The 15,831-nt window shown below is 73.7% G+C and carries 15 protein-coding genes; 4 read left to right on the top strand and 11 right to left on the bottom strand.

The genetic code is table 11. The features are described 5' to 3' along the window. Positions 1-3: 3 nt before the first annotated feature. Complete coding sequence (locus ACF09E_RS29720; protein ID WP_392208539.1) at positions 4-1,167, top strand: acyl-CoA dehydrogenase family protein; 1,164 nt, start codon at positions 4-6, stop codon at positions 1,165-1,167. A 180-nt stretch (positions 1,168-1,347) separates the two neighbouring features. Then, positions 1,348-1,950, top strand: a complete 603-nt coding sequence (locus ACF09E_RS29715) for a helix-turn-helix domain-containing protein (RefSeq protein WP_055603314.1) — start codon at positions 1,348-1,350, stop codon at positions 1,948-1,950. A 48-nt stretch (positions 1,951-1,998) separates the two neighbouring features. Here ACF09E_RS29715 and ACF09E_RS29710 read toward each other — a convergent pair whose 3' ends face one another. The 11 genes from ACF09E_RS29710 to ACF09E_RS29660 form a co-directional block, all read right to left on the bottom strand. Beyond that, positions 1,999-2,985: an NAD(P)/FAD-dependent oxidoreductase gene (locus tag ACF09E_RS29710; RefSeq protein ID WP_388803263.1), complete on the bottom strand. Its 987-nt coding sequence runs from the start codon at positions 2,983-2,985 to the stop codon at positions 1,999-2,001. 171 nt (positions 2,986-3,156) lie between these two features. Next, entirely contained in the window at positions 3,157-3,933 is a 777-nt protein-coding gene (locus ACF09E_RS29705) for a class I SAM-dependent methyltransferase (protein WP_148005412.1), read from the bottom strand. A 40-nt stretch (positions 3,934-3,973) separates the two neighbouring features. Beyond that, positions 3,974-4,957: an aldo/keto reductase gene (locus ACF09E_RS29700; RefSeq protein WP_392208814.1), complete on the bottom strand. Its 984-nt coding sequence runs from the start codon at positions 4,955-4,957 to the stop codon at positions 3,974-3,976. Next, positions 4,957-6,567 (bottom strand): GMC oxidoreductase, encoded by a 1,611-nt coding sequence (locus tag ACF09E_RS29695; protein ID WP_392208537.1) that lies wholly within the window; start codon positions 6,565-6,567, stop codon positions 4,957-4,959. Before ACF09E_RS29695 ends, ACF09E_RS29700 begins: the two co-directional genes overlap by 1 nt. A gap of 32 nt (positions 6,568-6,599) precedes the next feature. Further along, a complete protein-coding gene (locus tag ACF09E_RS29690) occupies positions 6,600-7,778 on the bottom strand; it encodes an acyl-CoA dehydrogenase family protein (RefSeq protein WP_392208535.1) in 1,179 nt (392 codons plus the stop codon). After that, positions 7,775-8,488, bottom strand: coding sequence for a 4'-phosphopantetheinyl transferase family protein (locus ACF09E_RS29685; protein ID WP_392208533.1), 714 nt, complete (start codon positions 8,486-8,488; stop codon positions 7,775-7,777). The genes ACF09E_RS29690 and ACF09E_RS29685 overlap by 4 nt, the downstream gene beginning before the upstream one ends. Further along, a complete protein-coding gene (locus ACF09E_RS29680; RefSeq protein WP_392208531.1) occupies positions 8,479-9,240 on the bottom strand; it encodes a class II aldolase/adducin family protein in 762 nt (253 codons plus the stop codon). The genes ACF09E_RS29685 and ACF09E_RS29680 overlap by 10 nt, the downstream gene beginning before the upstream one ends. Next, a complete protein-coding gene (locus ACF09E_RS29675; protein WP_392208529.1) occupies positions 9,237-9,992 on the bottom strand; it encodes a dihydrodipicolinate reductase C-terminal domain-containing protein in 756 nt (251 codons plus the stop codon). Before ACF09E_RS29675 ends, ACF09E_RS29680 begins: the two co-directional genes overlap by 4 nt. After that, the gene (locus ACF09E_RS29670) at positions 9,985-10,263 is read right to left on the bottom strand and encodes a hypothetical protein (protein WP_392208527.1); all 279 of its coding nucleotides are present in this window, start codon (positions 10,261-10,263) and stop codon (positions 9,985-9,987) included. Before ACF09E_RS29670 ends, ACF09E_RS29675 begins: the two co-directional genes overlap by 8 nt. 23 nt (positions 10,264-10,286) lie before the next feature. Then, on the bottom strand, positions 10,287-11,723 hold the full coding sequence (locus ACF09E_RS29665; RefSeq protein WP_392208525.1) for a class I adenylate-forming enzyme family protein: 1,437 nt from the start codon (positions 11,721-11,723) through the stop codon (positions 10,287-10,289). A 5-nt stretch (positions 11,724-11,728) separates the two neighbouring features. After that, a complete protein-coding gene (locus ACF09E_RS29660) occupies positions 11,729-13,216 on the bottom strand; it encodes a nitroreductase family protein (RefSeq protein ID WP_392208523.1) in 1,488 nt (495 codons plus the stop codon). Between the two features lie 269 nt (positions 13,217-13,485). Here ACF09E_RS29660 and ACF09E_RS29655 point away from each other — a divergent pair, with 269 nt between their 5' ends. Together ACF09E_RS29655 and ACF09E_RS29650 are read left to right on the top strand one after the other, a co-directional pair. Next, a complete protein-coding gene (locus tag ACF09E_RS29655) occupies positions 13,486-14,322 on the top strand; it encodes a response regulator transcription factor (RefSeq protein ID WP_392208521.1) in 837 nt (278 codons plus the stop codon). Positions 14,323-14,382: 60 nt separating this feature from the next. Then, complete coding sequence (locus tag ACF09E_RS29650; protein WP_392208518.1) at positions 14,383-15,750, top strand: aminotransferase class V-fold PLP-dependent enzyme; 1,368 nt, start codon at positions 14,383-14,385, stop codon at positions 15,748-15,750. Positions 15,751-15,831: the final 81 nt, after the last annotated feature.

The raw sequence follows: 15,831 nt of genomic DNA, 5'->3' as shown, positions 1-15,831 counted from the left end.
GCCGTGACACAGCACCGAGGCAGCCGCCCGCCGATCCGGTACGAGCCGGAGCACGAGCAGTTCCGGGAGACCTGCCGGGAGTTCCTCGCCCGGGAGGTTCTCCCGCACCACGCCCGCTGGGAGCGGGACGGCATCGTCGACCGCGAGGTGTGGCGGGCGGCGGGCCGGGCCGGGCTCCTCGGCATCGGCGTCGACCCGGCGTACGGCGGGGGCGGCGAGCCGGACTACCGCTACCCGGCGGTGTTCCAGCGCGAGATCATGTGGGCCCGGGCCACCGCGCCCGGCTTCGTCGCGCACAACGACGTCATCGCCACGTACCTCGCGGAGCGGACCACCGAGGACCAGCGCAAGCGCTGGCTGCCCGGCCTGTGCGCGGGCGAACTGATCGCGGCCATCGCGATGAGCGAGCCGGACGCCGGCTCCAACGTCGCCGACATCCGTACGACCGCGGTCCGCGACGGGGACTCGTACGTCCTCAACGGGCAGAAGACCTTCATCACCAACGGCGAGAACGCCGACGTGGTCGTCGTCGCCGTGAAGACGGACCCCGACCGCGGGGCCCAGGGCATCAGCCTCCTGGTGGTGGAGCGCGGCACGCCCGGCCTGACCCGCGGGCGCCGCATGGAGAAGCTGGGCTGGCACGCCAGCGACACCTGCGAGCTGTTCTTTGACGACTGCCGGGTGCCGGCCGAGAACCTCATCGGCAGGGAGAACGCCGGCCTGGCCTACATGATGGCCGGACTGCCCCGGGAGCGGCTGAGCATCGCGACCGTGGCGGTGGGGGCGGCGGAACGGATGCTCGCCGACACCCTGGAGTACGCGAAGACCCGCGAGGCCTTCGGCCGGCCGATCGGCGGCTTCCAGCATAACCGCTTCCAACTGGCCACCATGGACACCGAGCTGACCGTCGCGCAGGTGTTCCTCGACCACTGCGTCGCCGAGCTGAACGCCGGCCGCCTGTCGGTGACGGACGCCGCCAAGGTGAAGTGGTGGACGACCGAGCTCCAGGTGGACATCGCCAACCGCTGCCTCCAGATCCACGGCGGCTACGGCTACCTCAAGGAGAGCGCGATCTCCCGCGAGTGGGCCAACAGCCGCGTGCAGACCATCTACGGCGGGACGACGGAGGTGATGAAGGAGCTGATCGGCCGCTCGATGGGCCTCTGACGCGGGCCGCCCCCGAAGACCGCCCCGCCCGGCGCGCGCCCCACCCCCGACGCGCGCCGGGCGGGGCGTCGGGCGTCGGGCGTCGGGCGTCGGGGGACGAGTGCGGCGGGGGCTGGGAGGGGGCGTCCGAAAACAGCACCTGTCTTTGCAAATTCCGGGACGACTGCATGTAATGACGGCGTGGAGCAGCCCTCGTCCATCGCCCAGGCCCTGTCCGCCGTCGGTCCCCGACTGAAGCGATTGCGCACCGCCCGCGGCGTGACCCTCGCCGCCCTGTCGGAGGTGACCGGCATCTCCAAGAGCACCCTCTCCCGTCTGGAGGCCGGCCAGCGCCGCCCCAGCCTGGAGCTGCTGCTGCCCATCGCCCAGGCCCACCAGGTCCCGATCGACGAACTGGTCGGCGCGCCCGACGTGGGCGACCCCAGGGTGCGCCTCAAGCCGCACGCGGTGAACGGCAACACGGTGCTGCCGCTGACCCGGCAGCCGGGCCCGCTGCAGAGCTACAAGATGGTCCTACCGGCGAGCCGCGACACCCCGGAGCTGTGCACCCACGAGGGGTACGAGTGGCTGTACGTGCTCTCCGGCCGCCTCCGGCTCGTGCTGGCCGACCACGACATCGTCCTGGACCCGGGCGAGGTGGCCGAGTTCGACACCCGGCTGCCGCACTGGTTCGGCAGCACGGGGCAGGGCTCGGTCGAAGTCCTGAGCCTCTTCGGCCGCCAGGGCGAGCGCATGCACATCCGCGCGAGGCCGACAGGCCGGACGCCCGCCTCCGGCGACTGAGCCGGAGACGGGCGTGAGGGGGGAGGCGGCGCCAGGGGGGCTTGCCGATCAGGCCGCGGGCACGGGCTCCGACTCCCCGGCGGCGGCCCGGTGGGCGGCCAGGTCGCGCGCGATCTCCTCGTCCACCAGGTCGTGGTTGAGCGCGAACGCGGCAGCCGCTCCCATGCCGGCCGCGGTGACGGCCTGGGCGCGCGAGTCCACCACGTTGCCGACGGCCCAGAGGCCGGGGCGGCTGGTGCGCCCGGCGCGGTCGGTGACCAGCCAGCCCTGCTCGTCGCGCTCGCAGCCGAGCCCGTCGAAGGCGGAGTCGTTCGGGGTCATCTTCGGGAAGAGGAAGACCCCGGCGCAGTCGACGGTGCGCCCGTCGGCGAGCTCGACGGCGTGCAGCCGCCCGTCCTTGCTGAGCAGGTTGGTCACGGACTCCTCGACCACCCGGACCCCGCGGGCGTCCATGAGCTCCCGCTCGTCCTCGCTGAGCGGGCGGTCGTGGGAGACGTACACGACGTCGTGGGACCACTGGCGCAGCAGCAGCGCCTGCCCGGCCGACGCCGGGTGGACTCCGAGCACGACGATCTTCTCGTCCCGTACCTCGTAGCCGTGGCAGTAGGGGCAGAAGTGCACGTCGCCGCCCCAGAGCCCGCGGACGCCGGGGATCTCGGGCAGCTGGTCGCGCAGTCCGGTGGCCAGCACGACGTGCCGCGCGTCGAGCGACGCGCCCCCGTCGAGCCGCACCACGAAGCCGCCCTCGTCGCGGGGCTCCACCTGGTCGACACGCCCCTCGATCCGCACGGCCCCGTAGCGCGCGATCTCCGCGCGCCCGGTCTCCAGCACGCTCAGCGGGGACACTCCGTCACGGGAGAGGAAGCTGTGCATATGGGCCGAGGGAGCGTTGCGCGGCTCCCCGGCATCGACGACGGCGACACTGCGCCGCGCCCGGGCGAGCACGAGCGCGGCATTGAGCCCACCCGCCCCGCCGCCTATGACGATCACGTCGTACGAGGTCCGGACCCTGTTCTCCATGTGTGCGCCGGTCATGGCGATCACCTCCACCGCCAGGGTGCGGCCCCCCGGAAACGGGAACAATCTTTGTTGCCGTTTCCGGGACGGGGGCGGGGCGGCAGCAGGGGGAGGCGGCATCCCCCTGCCGGGAGGGTCCTGGGGGAGCGTGGCCGCCGGCGCACCCTCCCCCACCGGGTACGCGCGCAGTCACTCGCCCCACTTCATGTAGATGACCGGGGGCTCGCGGCCCGGCAGCTGGCGCAGCGGGGCCATGTCGAGGCCGAAGACCTCCCGCAGGGCGGTGGTCTCCCCGGGCCACTTGGGGTGGGCCAGCTCGTCGAAGGCCAGGATGCTGCCCTTGGTCAGATGCGGCTTGATGGCCAGCAGGAGCTCCTTCGTCGGCTGGTAGAGGTCCAGGTCGAAGTAGGCCATCGCGATGACCGTCTCAGGGTTCTCCTCCAGATAGCGCGGGACCGTCTCGCGGACGTCGCCCTGGACGACGAAGGAGCGCTGGGTGTGCCCGAAGGGCTCGGTGGCCTCGTGGGCGGCCAGCACCTCGCGCAGGTGGTCGACCTCGCCGTCCGGGGTGGCGAAGCGTCCCGGCACGGCGCTGGTGCTGACCTTGTCGACGTCCTTGATGTCGTCCGGGAAGCCGGTGAAGGTGTCGAAGCCGACGATGCGGCGCAGGGAGTTGTAGGGCTCGTAGATGCTGCGCAGGGCCGTGAGCGTCGCCAGGTGACGGCCGTGGAGCACACCGAACTCCATGATGGTGCCCGGCACTTCGGGCAGCATGCGGTAGAGCGCGTCCATGGAGAGCAGGTCGGCGAGCTGCTGGCGGCGCAGGTACACCGGCAGGTTGTCGATCAGGTACTCCGGCGGGATCGGCGTGTCGACGAGGAGCTTGGTCAGGCGCTCGCGGGCGTCCCTGTCCTGCGCCGACTCGTGCGGGACGATCCGCGGGTCGGTGTACGTGTTCTCGCTCATGGGGTGTGTTTCCCTTCGCTTCGTTTCGGGTGCGTGAGGTTCAGGAGAGCCAGCAGTCCGGGGCGGGACCGCCCCGGCCCACGGGAGGGAAGAGCTCGTCGAGCCGGCGGGTGAGCGGCTCGGGCAGGGGCTGTTCGAGGGCCTGGAGCGCGCCGTCGACATGGGCCCGTGTGCGGGGACCGATCACCGCCGAGGTCACGCCGGGGCGCGAGAGCGTCCAGGCCATGCCGACGACGGCGGGATCGAGGCCGTGCTCGGCGCAGAGCCGCTCGTAGGCGTGAACGGTGTCGTGCTGCTCCGCGAGGGCCTGGGCCGCGCGGCCCTGGGCGGACTTGACGGCCGATCCGGTGCGCTGCTTGGCCAGTACGCCGCCGAGGAGGCCGCCGTGCAGCGGGGACCAGACGAGCAGTCCGAGGCCGTGGGCCAGGGCCGCGGGGACGACCTCCAGTTCCGCGTAGCGGCACACCAGGTTGTAGACGCACTGTTCCGAGGCCAGGCCCAGGGTGTTCCTGCTCCGGGCGGCCGCCTGGGCGGTCGCGATGTCCCAGCCGGCGAAGTTGGACGAGCCCACGTAGCGGACCTTGCCCTGGGTCACCAGCAGGTCCATCGCCTGCCAGACCTCGTCCCACTGCACCGACCGGTCGATGTGGTGCATCTGGTAGAGGTCGATCCAGTCCGTCCCCAGGCGCCGGAGCGATGCCTCGCACGCCGCGACGATGTTCCGGGCGGACAGTCCGGCGTCGTTGACCCCGTCGCCCATGGGGTCGCCCACCTTGGTGGCCAGGACCACGCGGTCACGGCGGGACGGGTCCTTGCCGAGCCAGCGGCCGATGACCTCCTCGGTGTGTCCCTTGTGGACGCGCCAGCCGTAGGTGTTGGCCGTGTCGAGCAGGTTGACGCCCCGGTCGAGGGAGTAGTCCATGAGGTCGTGCGCCTCGTCCTCCTCGACCCGGCCGCCGAAGTTGACGGTGCCGAGCGCCAGGCGGCTGACGCGGAGGCCGGTGCGGCCCAGCTGGGTGTGCATCACGTGTCCTGCCCTCCGTGCGGCGTGGCGGCGACCGCGGACGCGGCGGCCTCGGTGTCGCTGATGCGGTCCGCGATGTCGCGGGCTCCGATGACGGCCAGCGCGACGCTGGTGAGGGTGGGGTTGCAGGCCGTGCGGGTGGGGATGACCCCGTTGCCCGCGACGTAGAGGTTGTCGACGCCCCACACCCGGCCGGCCGGGTCGCAGACGCTGGTGCCGTCGTCGTGCGCACCCATGCGCACGGTGCCCTGGTAGTGCAGGGAACTGCCCGAGGGCAGGACCCAGGCCCGCTCGCCCTCGGCGGGGCGGCCCAGCACGCCGCTCAGGCGCAGCGCCTCCTGTTCGGCCTCCGCGAGCGTCGCGCGGTCCTCGTCGTCGAGGGTGTGGTGGATCGTCATGGCGGGCATGCCGGCCCAGTCCCGTTCGGTCTCGCTGAACTCGAGCCGGTTCTCGGGCCGCGGGCGCTGGGACGTGAACAGGTGGACCGCGACCAGCGGTGCGTCCGCCTGCCGGGCCCGGGCGCCGTTCGACACGGTGGCGGGGTCGATGCGGGTCAGCATGGCGTGGAAGGGGTAGCTCCGGCCCTCGTACGGAATCCAGGTGACACCACCGGGCGCCTCCTCCCCGGCGGCGGTGTACCCGTGGACCTCGGTGAGGACCGAGACCTGCGGGTGCTCGTTGAGGTAGCGCCCGAGCGCCCGGGGGCGCACCCCCGAGGCGAACAGCAGCTGCGGGGTGCGCAGCGGGTCGGCCGCCACCACGACGTAGTCGGCGCGGACGATGTGGCCGGCTCCGGTGATCCGGTCGCGCAGGCGCACGCCGGCGGCCCGTCCGTCACGCATCAGCACCTGCTCGCACAGGGTGTTCGCGCGCAGTTCGACCGGGCCGTCCGGACCCGTGGGGAGGTCTCCGAGGATGACGTCCGTACCGTGGCGCACCAGTTCGCCGCCGACGCGGGTGGCGGCCAGGGGCATCGCCCGCACCGTGCGGTCGGGGGCGCGTCCCGCGTCGAGATCGCGGCCCAGCAGCCTGCGCACGTACGCGGCGAAGGAGGAGTCGTCGCACTGGGTGCTGTCCACTCCGAGCAGGCGCTCCGCGGTCGCGTAGGCCTCGTCGAGCGCGGTTCGGGGCACGCAGTCGACGCGCTCGTCGTCACCCGCGCGCGGTGCGGCGCCGAACCACAGGGTGCCCATGCCGCCCACGCCGCACATCTGCTGTGCGGCGGGCAGGCCGTCGGCCGTGACGTCGCCGGAGCCGACGGCGAACATGCCCGGCCTGTCGACGAGGGCACGCGCCCGCTCCTGCGGGCTCTGGTTGTGCGCGACGGCCGAGGCGGCGGCCGTCGCGTACGGACGCCGGCGGGGGCCCTGCGCGGCGACGCGGGCGCGCTGCTGTTCCCCGGCGTCGGTGATCGTGGTCAGGTGCCGGCCGGGCGGGTCCGTGAGCGCGGGGCCCGCCTCCACGACGAGGACGCGTGCCGTGGGGTGCGCCGCGTGGATCCGGTGGGCGTAGGTCGCGCCGGCCGGTCCGCTGCCGACGACGACCACGTCGACGGAGGCCGGGACGCCTCCGGCGCCTTCGGCCGCCGCGTGGGGCGGGTGTGGGGACATGCTGTTCCTCCCTCGGGGCTCGGGTCGGCGGGTCACAGGGACCGGGCGACGATGACGCGCTGGATCTGGTTGGTGCCCTCGATGATCTGGAGCAGCTTCGCCTCGCGCATCCACCGCTCGACCGGGTGGTCCTCGACGTAGCCGTAGGCGCCGAGCGCCTGGACGGCGTCCGTCGTGACCCGCATCGCGGTGTCGGTGGCGAAGAGCTTCGCGCGGGCCGCGGCCGCGGTGACCGCCGACGCGCTCGCACCGGAGTCCAGCGTGCGCGCGGCCTCGCGCACCAGGGCACGGGCGGCGGCGATCTGCGTGGACATGTCCGCGAGCAGGAACGACAGTCCCTGGAAGTCGATGACGGGCCGGGCGAACTGGTGCCGGGTCTTCGCGTACGCCACGGCGTGCTCCATGGCCGCGGAGGCGAGGCCCACCGCGCAGGCGGCGATGCCGAGCCTGCCGCGGTCGAAGAGTCCGGAGGCGATCAGGAACCCCTTGCCGGGCCTGCCGATCATCCGGTCCGCCCCGAGCTCGGCGCCGTCGAAGACGACCGAGGCGGTGGGCGAGGAGCGCACGCCCATCTTCTTCTCCGGGCGCTGCACGTGGAGACCGGGGGTGGTGGCGTCGGCGAGGAGCAGCGAGAGTCCGCGTACGCCCGGGCCTCCCGTGCGGCAGAAGACGTTGTAGAAGTCGGCCTGTCCGGCGTGGCTGGTCCACGCCTTGGTGCCGTCGACGGTGTAGGTGCCCTGTTCGCCGCGCCGGGCCGTGCTGGAGATGGCCCCGATGTCGGAGCCCGCCTCGGCCTCGGAGATGCAGTTCGCGCCGAGCTGCTCACCGCCGAGCATCCCGGGCAGCCACCGCTCGCGCTGGGCCTCGGTGCCGTACGCGGCCAGCGGGTAGCACGCGAGGGCGTGGATGTTGACCGACTGGGCGACCGCGAGCCACCGCTTGGCCAGGATCTCCAGGACGTGCACGTGCGTCTCGTGGCTCTGTCCGCCGCCCCCGTGTGCGGTGGGGTACGGCAGGCCGAGGAGGCCGGCCCGGCCGAGCGTGCGCAGGATGTCGCGGGGGAACCGTGCGGTGGCCTCGAACTCGTCCGCGCGGGGCGCGAGTTCCCTGTCGGCCAGGGTCTCGGTCAGCGCCAGCAGGTCGCGGACGACCTCGTCCTGTTCCGTCGGCAGGCGCCTCGGGAGGCTTTCCGTGAGGGGCAGGGCTGTCATCGTGACGTCGGTCCATCTTCCGGTGGGTGGGGGCGGGGGTCGGGCGCCCGGTGGGGGGCGAGCAGGGCCAGGGCGAGGGTGGCCGGGGGCTGCGGCCGGTCGTCGTACGCGACGCAGACGGCCGCGCCGTGCAGCGGGTGCAGCACCCGCCAGCGCAGGCCCCGGCGGCTTCCGCTGTCGGCCAGCAGAGGTCCCGGGTACGGGGCGGGCAGGTTGATCGGCGTGGTGCCGGTGGCCTTGGCGCACGCCTCGTGGATCGCCCAGCGCCGGGCGACCGCGACGCCCTGCCGTTCGGCTGGCAGGGCGGCCAGCTCGCGCTGCTGCGCCGGTGAGCAGCAGCGGCGCAGCAGCCCCGGGGTGGGCGGCACGGGGCCCTGGACGTCGATGCCCACGGTGCGGCCGCCGGCCACGGCGACGGCGATCGTGCCCTGGCTGTGCGAGACGCTGATGCCGGTGTCCGGCAGGTCCACCAGGACGGGCTTGCCGCGGTCGGTGGCGCCGATGCGGCAGGTCCGTGTCCAGCGCCCCAGGGAGCGTTCCAGCGCCCAGCGCAGCAGGGCGCGTCCGGCGGTGAACTCCTGTGCCCTGTGCGGCGCGTACCTGCGGGCCCGGCGCAGTTCCTCGGAGCTGAGCAGATGGGCGTGGGCCGCCGCCGTCGCCGCCGTGGCACAGGCCACGAGGATGTCGGGGCGGCCGGGGCTCATCTCCATGTGGCGGCTTCGGGCCAGACCCGCCTGACGCGCCTGACCGCGTAGTCCCAGTAGGAGCGCACCGACAGGTCCGCGTAGATGAAGTCCCGCTTGAGGGCGACGTCGTCGTCGGTGGCCCAGGTGTAGGGCACACCGCTCTGCTCCGCGAGCAGTTGCAGGCGGCAGGCTCGTTCGAGGACCTGGGCGAAGACCGCGGCGTGGCGCACGCTCTTGCCGACGATCACCCCGCCGTGGTTGCGCAGCAGCACGCCCTCGGCGTCGCCGAGGGCCTCGGCGATGGCGTCGCCCGTGGCCTGGTCCAGGACCGTGTTGCTGGTCCGGGTGAACAGGGCGAGATTGTCGGTGAAATGCGCGCCGTCGTGCGAGACGGGGCGCAGTTCGAGGTCCGTGGCGCCGAAGACGAGGGTGTGCGGGGCGTGGCTGTGCACGATGCCGTTGACGTCCGGCCGCGCCCGGTAGATCGCCTGGTGCAGGGGGAGCTCCGGCGGCGCGAGCGGGTCGACCGGGGCGTCGGGGTCGAGGGACGCGGCCACCACCTGGGCGGGGGTGGCCTCGTCGAAGCCGCAGAGGGCGTTCTTGATGAAGAAGGTGTCGGAGCCGGGTGTCCGGGCGGATATCTGGCCCTGGTTGAAGTCGTCGTGGCCGTCGAGGGAGAGCATGCGCGCCCCGGCGGCGATCTGGCCGGCCAGCCGGGCGGGCACCCGTGCGAGGGGGGCGCGGGAGGCCGGAAGGGTTGCGGTGCCCGTGGTCACGGAGTGTCCTCCCGGTCGTCGTCGGCGGTCCGGGCCGCCATGGTGGCCAGCAGGTCGTCGAAGACCTGGTGGACGGTGTACGTGCCGTGGGCGTGGCCGGCGGCCCACTGGGCGGCTCCGATCGCCCCGGCCGCGGCCGCGTCGAGGGAGTCCACCCGGTGGGTGAGCGTCAGGGACTGCTCGGGCCAGGTGAACCGGATCTCGTGGTCGCTGACGGCGGGGCCGCAGCGCAGTGAGGCGGTGTCGGCGGCGGGCCTGCCGGTGTGCCGCAGCCACTGGCGGGCGAGCCGGGAGGCCGTGGTGCTCGGCCGGTGCCGTTTGGCGGCGGGGTGGCGCTCGAGGACGGCCGCCTCGGGGACGGCGCCGGTGACGCCCGCGCGTTCCATGGTGGTGACGACGTCGGCGACGACGCGCAGCGCGCGGGTCTGGAGGTAGTTGCCCAGCGACAGGTTGGGGGCGAGGACGACGGCGGTACCGGCGGCCCTGTCCTCCAGCATCCGCAGGTGGTGTTCGTCGAGCCCGGAGACGCACTCCACGAGGGGGACGTCGAGGCGGGCGCTGAGACCGGTGGCGTGCGCGACGGCCTCGGGCGCCGAGCAGTCGACGAGGACGCCGGGCGGGGGCACCTGGTCCCACTGCTCGGGGCGCCGCGGGTCGAGGAGCGGGGCGGTGAGGCCCTCCTCCGTGGCGAGCCGGCGCACGGCCCGGGCGAGGCGGCCCGTGCCGAAGATCCCGATGACGGCCTCAGGCATCGACGGCCTGCTCTTCGCGGAGGTGACGGCAGACCAGTTCGACCAGGGTCTCGATGGTCTCGAAGTGCTGGCTCTCCTCCTCGGGATCGAGGTAGACGCCGAGCTCGTTCTCCACCGTGTCGATCATGCGGATGTAGGCCAGCGAGGAGTAGTTGACCTGGGGCAGCGACCAGCCGGCGGCGGCCAGGTCCTTCTCTGTCAGGTCGCCCTCCGCCGAGCTGAGCACAATGCGCACGAGGTGCGGGCGGATGTGGTCCGGGGAGGCCGTCATGGCTGCGTTCTCCTTGGGTGTGGTCACTGGAAGTCCTGCGGGGTGTCGAACAGGCGGCGCAGCTCGGCGGTGGCGGGCTTGCCGCTGGTGCCGCGGGGGATGCGGGGCACGATGCGGACGAGGCTGGGGACCTTGTACGGGGCGAGGCGCGCGGCGACGTGTCGGCGCGGTGCGGCGGGGTCGAGACCGGGGGCTCCGGCGAGCACCGCCGCGAGGGCGGCCGTGCCGTGCCGGTCGGTGACCTCCAGGACGACCGCGTCGGCCACTCCCGGCGCTCCGGCGAGGGCCGTGGAGACCTCCAGCGCGTCGATCTTGCGGCCGCCGATGTTGATGACCTGGCTGGTGCGTCCGGTCAGGACGAGGCTGCCGTCCCGCAGGTGCCCCACATCGCCCGTGGTGTAGAAGCCGTCGTGGTCGATCCGCTGCTCCAGCGCGCCGGGGGCGTTGAGGTAGCGGGTGCCCATGGACTGGCTCCTGACCGAGACGACGCCGGGCTCTCCGGCGGCGCCCGCGCGGAGTTCGACGCCGGGCAGGGGTTGTCCCAGCCCGGGGTCGGTGCGCGGGTCGGCGGCGTAGGTGAGGGGCCCGGCCTCGGCGATGCCGTAGTAGTTCTGCAGCGGCACGCCCGTGCTCTCCTCGAACAGCCGCTTGGTGCGCGGGTCCAGGGGGGCGGCGGACGAGATCGCCATGCGGAGTGCGGGCAGCCGCCCGGGGCCCGATCCGTTGCGGACCAGGGATTCGTACAGGGCGGGGAAGCCGATCAGGCGGGTGGCTCCGCTGTCGCGCAGGGTGCGGGTGACCGCTCCCGCGGTCGGCAGTCCGCCGCCCAGGCGCAGGCACGCGCCGACGAGGAACGCGGAGAGCAGGGAGGTGTTGAACGCCAGGCCGTTGGAGAGCGAGGCGAAGCACAGGATGGTGTCCCTGCTCGAAAGGCCGGTTCCCTCGGCCCAGTTGAGGGCCGCGCGATGCACGGCGTCGCCGCGGAACTCGATGCAGCTGGGGCGGCCGGTGGATCCGGAGGTGAAGCGGCAGACCTCCGTGTCCGGGTGCAGCCCGGGGCGGTCCGGCACCTCGGGGAAGCGGGTGACGTGCAGGGAGCCGGGAGCGGCGACGAGGGTGCCGTGGCCGGGCACGGGGGTGACGTCCTCGTGGACCAGCAGGTCGAGCCCGCAGTCGCCCTGGATGCCTTCGGTCTCCTGGGGGCCGGCGGCCCGGTCGATGAGGAAGGGGACGCAGCCGGCCCGCAGGGCGGCCAGGTACGTCACCACGTAGTCGGTGGAGTTCGCGGCCTGGATGCCGACGCGCGGCCGGTCGCGGCCGGCGAGGAGGGACCCGAGCCCGGTCGCGTGCCGGTCCGCCGCCGCGTCGAGTTCGCGGTAGGTCAGGGCGGTGCGCCGGTCGGCGACGGCGGGTGCGTCGCCGTGCTCGCGCAGGGCGCGGGCGATGATGTCGGAGAGCACGGCCGTCACCGCTGTCCGTGGGCGTGGGCGGGCGGGAGGCGGTCGATCTTGACCGTGGAGGTGCCGGGGGTGCCGAGCATGGCGACGTAGAGGACCTCGTCCTCGTCCGCGAGTCCGGCCAGGGAGTGCCAGCGGCCGGCGTCGAAGCCTCCGATGGTGGTGACCGCGGTGCCGGTCGCGGTGGCTCCGAGATAGACGAGGTGGGCCAGGGCGCCGGAGCGCAGCAGGGCTTCGTCGACGCCGCGCATGCCGCGCCGGAAGATGTCCTGGTGTCGCGCGTGGAAGACGACGGCCGCGCAGGTGTGGCGCAGTTGTTCCTGCCCCATGCAGATGCGCACGATGTCCTCGGCGGTCGCGTGGGCGGTGCCGGTGGGTTCGGCGGCCAGCTCACCGCCGCCGAGGACCGGATAGGCGCCGGGAGCGAGCCCGGTGACGCGGCGGGCGACCAGGGTGGCGCCGAAGCCGCCGGAGGCGGGCAGGTCGGTGTCGAGCGCGGTCCCCAGGGCCGACAGGGCCTCGCGCAGTCGCGGCAGGGGGAGTTCGGCGTCACCGAAGTCCCGTGCCGACCGCCGCAGTGGGGCGAGGTCCGCCAGCGCGCCGGAGCCGGACGGGAGTGCCCCGTCCGCGGGCTCCCCGCCGAGCAGGGGGCGCGGCAGGGGCTCGGTGGAGTGGTCCGGCGGGCTCTGGAGGCGGGGCAGCAGACCGCGCCAACATCGCTCCTCGGAACCGTTGCCGGCGCGGGGCACCGGTGGGACGCCCCGCCAGTCCGTGCAGGTCCAGGCGGACACGGACGGCTGCCCGGCGTCGACGCGGTCGGCCACGAGGAGGACGCTGTGGGGGACGACGTGGTGCTCGTCCAGGCGCAGCAGGGAGCCGAGACGCCCGGTGGCCGCCCTGGTCAGCCACTGGGCGCGCCGGTGGCTCCGGCCGGCCAGGCAGAGCAGGTGGGTGCCGAGGTGGGCGGCGTCCAGCTGGGCGTACAGATAGCCCCGGTCGTCGTACTTGCGGATGGACATCCACGGGCGTACGGCGATGAGGACCAGGAAGCGGTCGGGCGTGGGGAGGGCGAGCCCGCTCCGGGTCAGCGCGTCGGAGACCTGCGCTCCCTCGTGGAGCAGGCGGCAGGCGCGCCGGGTGACGTCCACCGAGAAGACCCGCGGCCCGTGGGGGCCGTTCGTGGCGACGTAGGTCTCGTACGGGTACAGCGCACCGGCCGAGGGGGCGGAGGGGCCGCCGTGGAGCGAGCCCTCGGCGGAGGCCTCGAGCAGGGCGAGCGCACCGTGCAACTCCTCGGGGAGGTCGATGCGTCGGGGTTCGGGGACGCCGTCGGGGACGGCGGCGAGGGACATCTGCTGCCAGAAGCGCAGGGCGTCGTCCACGGCCGCGTCGGCGGACCGGGGACCGGGGACGGTGCCCGCGTTCCCGTCGTCGGCACCGTCGGCCTCGACGCGCCCGGTCGGCCGGCCTTCCATCACGGAGGCTTTGTCGTTCACCGGTTTCGCTTCTCCTTCCTGCCGAGGTGGGTTCGGCCTCGGCGTCTGAGCTGTCTCTTGCGAATGGGCCACACCGCGCGACGAATACGCAGAGTAATGAAAGGAAGTCGATTCACCCATTCCCGGCAGCGACTTCAACCTTGCCAGAAGAGTTCCGATCCGTGTAGACCATTTGGTGACCGATAACGGCCGTGACCGGCTCAGGACATGCAGGGCGGGAATTCGATTAGATGCTGTTGCAGACATTTTCGGAGACTGAGATATCGCCGGTGGAGACACTGTCCGAACTGATCGCCACCCAGGAGCGCGCACTGCTCGCGGCCGACGAGGCGACCCGCTCCCTGCGGACGCAGCTGTCCGCCCTCGCCGTGCACGCCGCCGGACCCGCCGAGGCCGCCGCCTCGGACGTCGAGGAGATCGCCGACGCGGTCCGCGTCCGGGCCCTGCTGGACTCCGTGGCCACCATGGCGCGGCAGCAGATACGGGTCATCCAGCCGTCCGCGGTCGCCCGCCGGCTGATCGCGGAGTGGCCCGTGGGGGACGCGTACGACCCCGGGGGCGGCGTCGGTGTCCGCACCATCCACCAGAGTTCCCTGCTGCGCAGCGAGCAGGCCGCCTGCTATCTGGAGCGGCTCTCGCGGCGCGGTGTCCACGTGCGGCTCGCGCCGCTGCTGCCGTTCCGCCTGATCCTGGTGGACGAGGCGTTCGCGCTGGTCTGCCCGCCGTCGACGACCCTGCTGATCCGGCGGCCCGCGCTGCTGCAACTCCTCGGCCGGGTCTTCGAGTTCTGCTGGGACGACGCCCGCGACCTGCACTCCCCGCCGATGCCCGCGGCACGCCGGGAATCCGCCGTGCCGATCACCGGGAACGGCGGTCAGGACATCGTCCTCAGCGAGCAGGAGACGGTCATCCTGCGGCTGTGGGCGAAGGGGCGACAGGACGCCGAGGTCGCCCGTGAACTGCGCGTGTCGCCCCGCACGCTGCGCCGCATGGTGTCCGCGCTGCTGCGCAGGCTCGGCGTGAACAGCCGCTTCGAGGCCGGGGTTGTGGCGGCCCGCTCGCCCCGGCTCCTGGAGGGGGCGGGACACCCGCCCCTGCCGTCCTGACGCGCCGCACCACCCGTCCCGGTCCGTCCGACCTTCCCTTCCCGCCATCGAGGAGTCCGTGTGTCCACCATCCCCGCCCCGTCCGCCGTCGACGCGCTCCACGGCCCGCCGCTGCCCGTCCTCGGCGCCGACGTCCGCGTTCCCCTCGTCACCGGGGACGAGGTGTCCTACGGGGCGCTCGACTACGCCGCCAGCGCCCCGGTCCTGAGGAGCGTCTGGGACGACGTCAGCGCCTACATGCCCTACTACGGCAGCGTGCACCGCGGGGCCGGCCACCTGTCCCAGCTGTCCACCGACCTGTTCGAGCAGAGCAGGCGAACGGTCGGCGCGTTCCTCGGCTGCCGGGCCGACGACGAGGTCGTGTTCACGCGCTCGACCACCGACTCGCTGAACCTGCTGGCCGCGGCGCTCCCGGCCGGGGCCCAGGTCTACGTCTTCGAGACGGAGCACCACGCCGCCCTCCTGCCGTGGCCGACCGGGCGGCTGACCGTGATGCGGGCTCCGGGCAGCGCCTACGAGGCCGTCGAGATCGTCGCCGAGACGCTGGCGTGCCACGATCCGCAGCGGCCCGGCCTCGTCTGCGTGACCGGAGCCTCCAACGTGACGGGCGAGATCTGGCCCGTCGGGTCGATCACGGAGGTCGCGCACGCCGCCGGAGTGCGCGTCGCCCTGGACGCCGCCCAGCTGGTCCCGCACCGCCGGGTGGACGTCGCGGGACTCGGCGTGGACTACGTCGCGTTCTCGGGGCACAAGATGTACGCGCCGTTCGGGGCCGGAGTGCTGGCCGGGCGCGCCGACTGGCTCGGTACCGCGGCGCCCTACCTGGCCGGGGGCGGCGCGAGCAGGCGTGTCGTGCACGGGGAGGGCGCCCTGTCCGTCGAGTGGCAGCAGGGGGCCGCGCGGCACGAGGCAGGGTCGCCGAACGTGGTCGGCGTGCACGCGCTGGCCTCCGCGTGCCGGGCGCTGACGGCGGCGGGCTTCGACGCGCTGGCGGCCCGCGAGGAGGCCCTGCTGGAGCGGACCCTGGCCGGTCTGGCCGGCATCGAGCAGGTCAGGGTGCTGTCCCTGCTGGGCGGGACGGCGCCGCGGGTCGGCGTGATCAGCTTCGTGGTCGACGGCTGGAACAGCGCCCACCTCGCCGCGGCGCTCTCGGCCGAGTACGGCATCGGGGTGCGGGACGGCATGTTCTGCGCCCATCCCCTGGTCCGCGGCCTGTTGGGCAACGCACCGGACCACTCCGACGAGTGCGGCGCCCCCGAGCCGCTGGCGCCCGGCGCGCGACAGGTCAACGCGGTCCGGGCCAGCTTCGGCGCCGGCACGCCCGTGGAGCACCTGGACCGCCTGGTGGCCGCCGTGGCCGCCCTCGCCCGGGACGGGGCCCGGTGGACCTACCGCACCGAGGCGGGACGCTGCGTCCCCGTGCGCTGAACCCCCGGAGATCGCGCAGTGTGCCCGCCCGCCGTACGGCGGGCGGGCACACTGTTTCCCGCTGGAATTCCGGTTGTGTGC

The organism is Streptomyces sp. NPDC014891 (assembly GCF_043081085.1).
Classification (GTDB): domain Bacteria; phylum Actinomycetota; class Actinomycetes; order Streptomycetales; family Streptomycetaceae; genus Streptomyces.
Note: the sequence above shows the minus strand (reverse complement) of the source record. Positions and strands in the feature narration are given on the sequence as shown.

What these genes read in the sequence shown, in the direction of transcription:
- ACF09E_RS29710 (WP_388803263.1), bottom strand. Translation starts at nt 2,985, where the DNA reads ATGACCGGCGCACACATGGAGAACAGGGTCCGGACCTCGTACGACGTG.
- ACF09E_RS29705 (WP_148005412.1), bottom strand. Translation starts at nt 3,933, where the DNA reads ATGAGCGAGAACACGTACACCGACCCGCGGATCGTCCCGCACGAGTCG.
- ACF09E_RS29700 (WP_392208814.1), bottom strand. Translation starts at nt 4,957, where the DNA reads ATGCACACCCAGCTGGGCCGCACCGGCCTCCGCGTCAGCCGCCTGGCG.
- ACF09E_RS29695 (WP_392208537.1), bottom strand. Translation starts at nt 6,567, where the DNA reads ATGTCCCCACACCCGCCCCACGCGGCGGCCGAAGGCGCCGGAGGCGTC.
- ACF09E_RS29690 (WP_392208535.1), bottom strand. Translation starts at nt 7,778, where the DNA reads ATGACAGCCCTGCCCCTCACGGAAAGCCTCCCGAGGCGCCTGCCGACG.
- ACF09E_RS29685 (WP_392208533.1), bottom strand. Translation starts at nt 8,488, where the DNA reads ATGGAGATGAGCCCCGGCCGCCCCGACATCCTCGTGGCCTGTGCCACG.
- ACF09E_RS29675 (WP_392208529.1), bottom strand. Translation starts at nt 9,992, where the DNA reads ATGCCTGAGGCCGTCATCGGGATCTTCGGCACGGGCCGCCTCGCCCGG.
- ACF09E_RS29670 (WP_392208527.1), bottom strand. Translation starts at nt 10,263, where the DNA reads ATGACGGCCTCCCCGGACCACATCCGCCCGCACCTCGTGCGCATTGTG.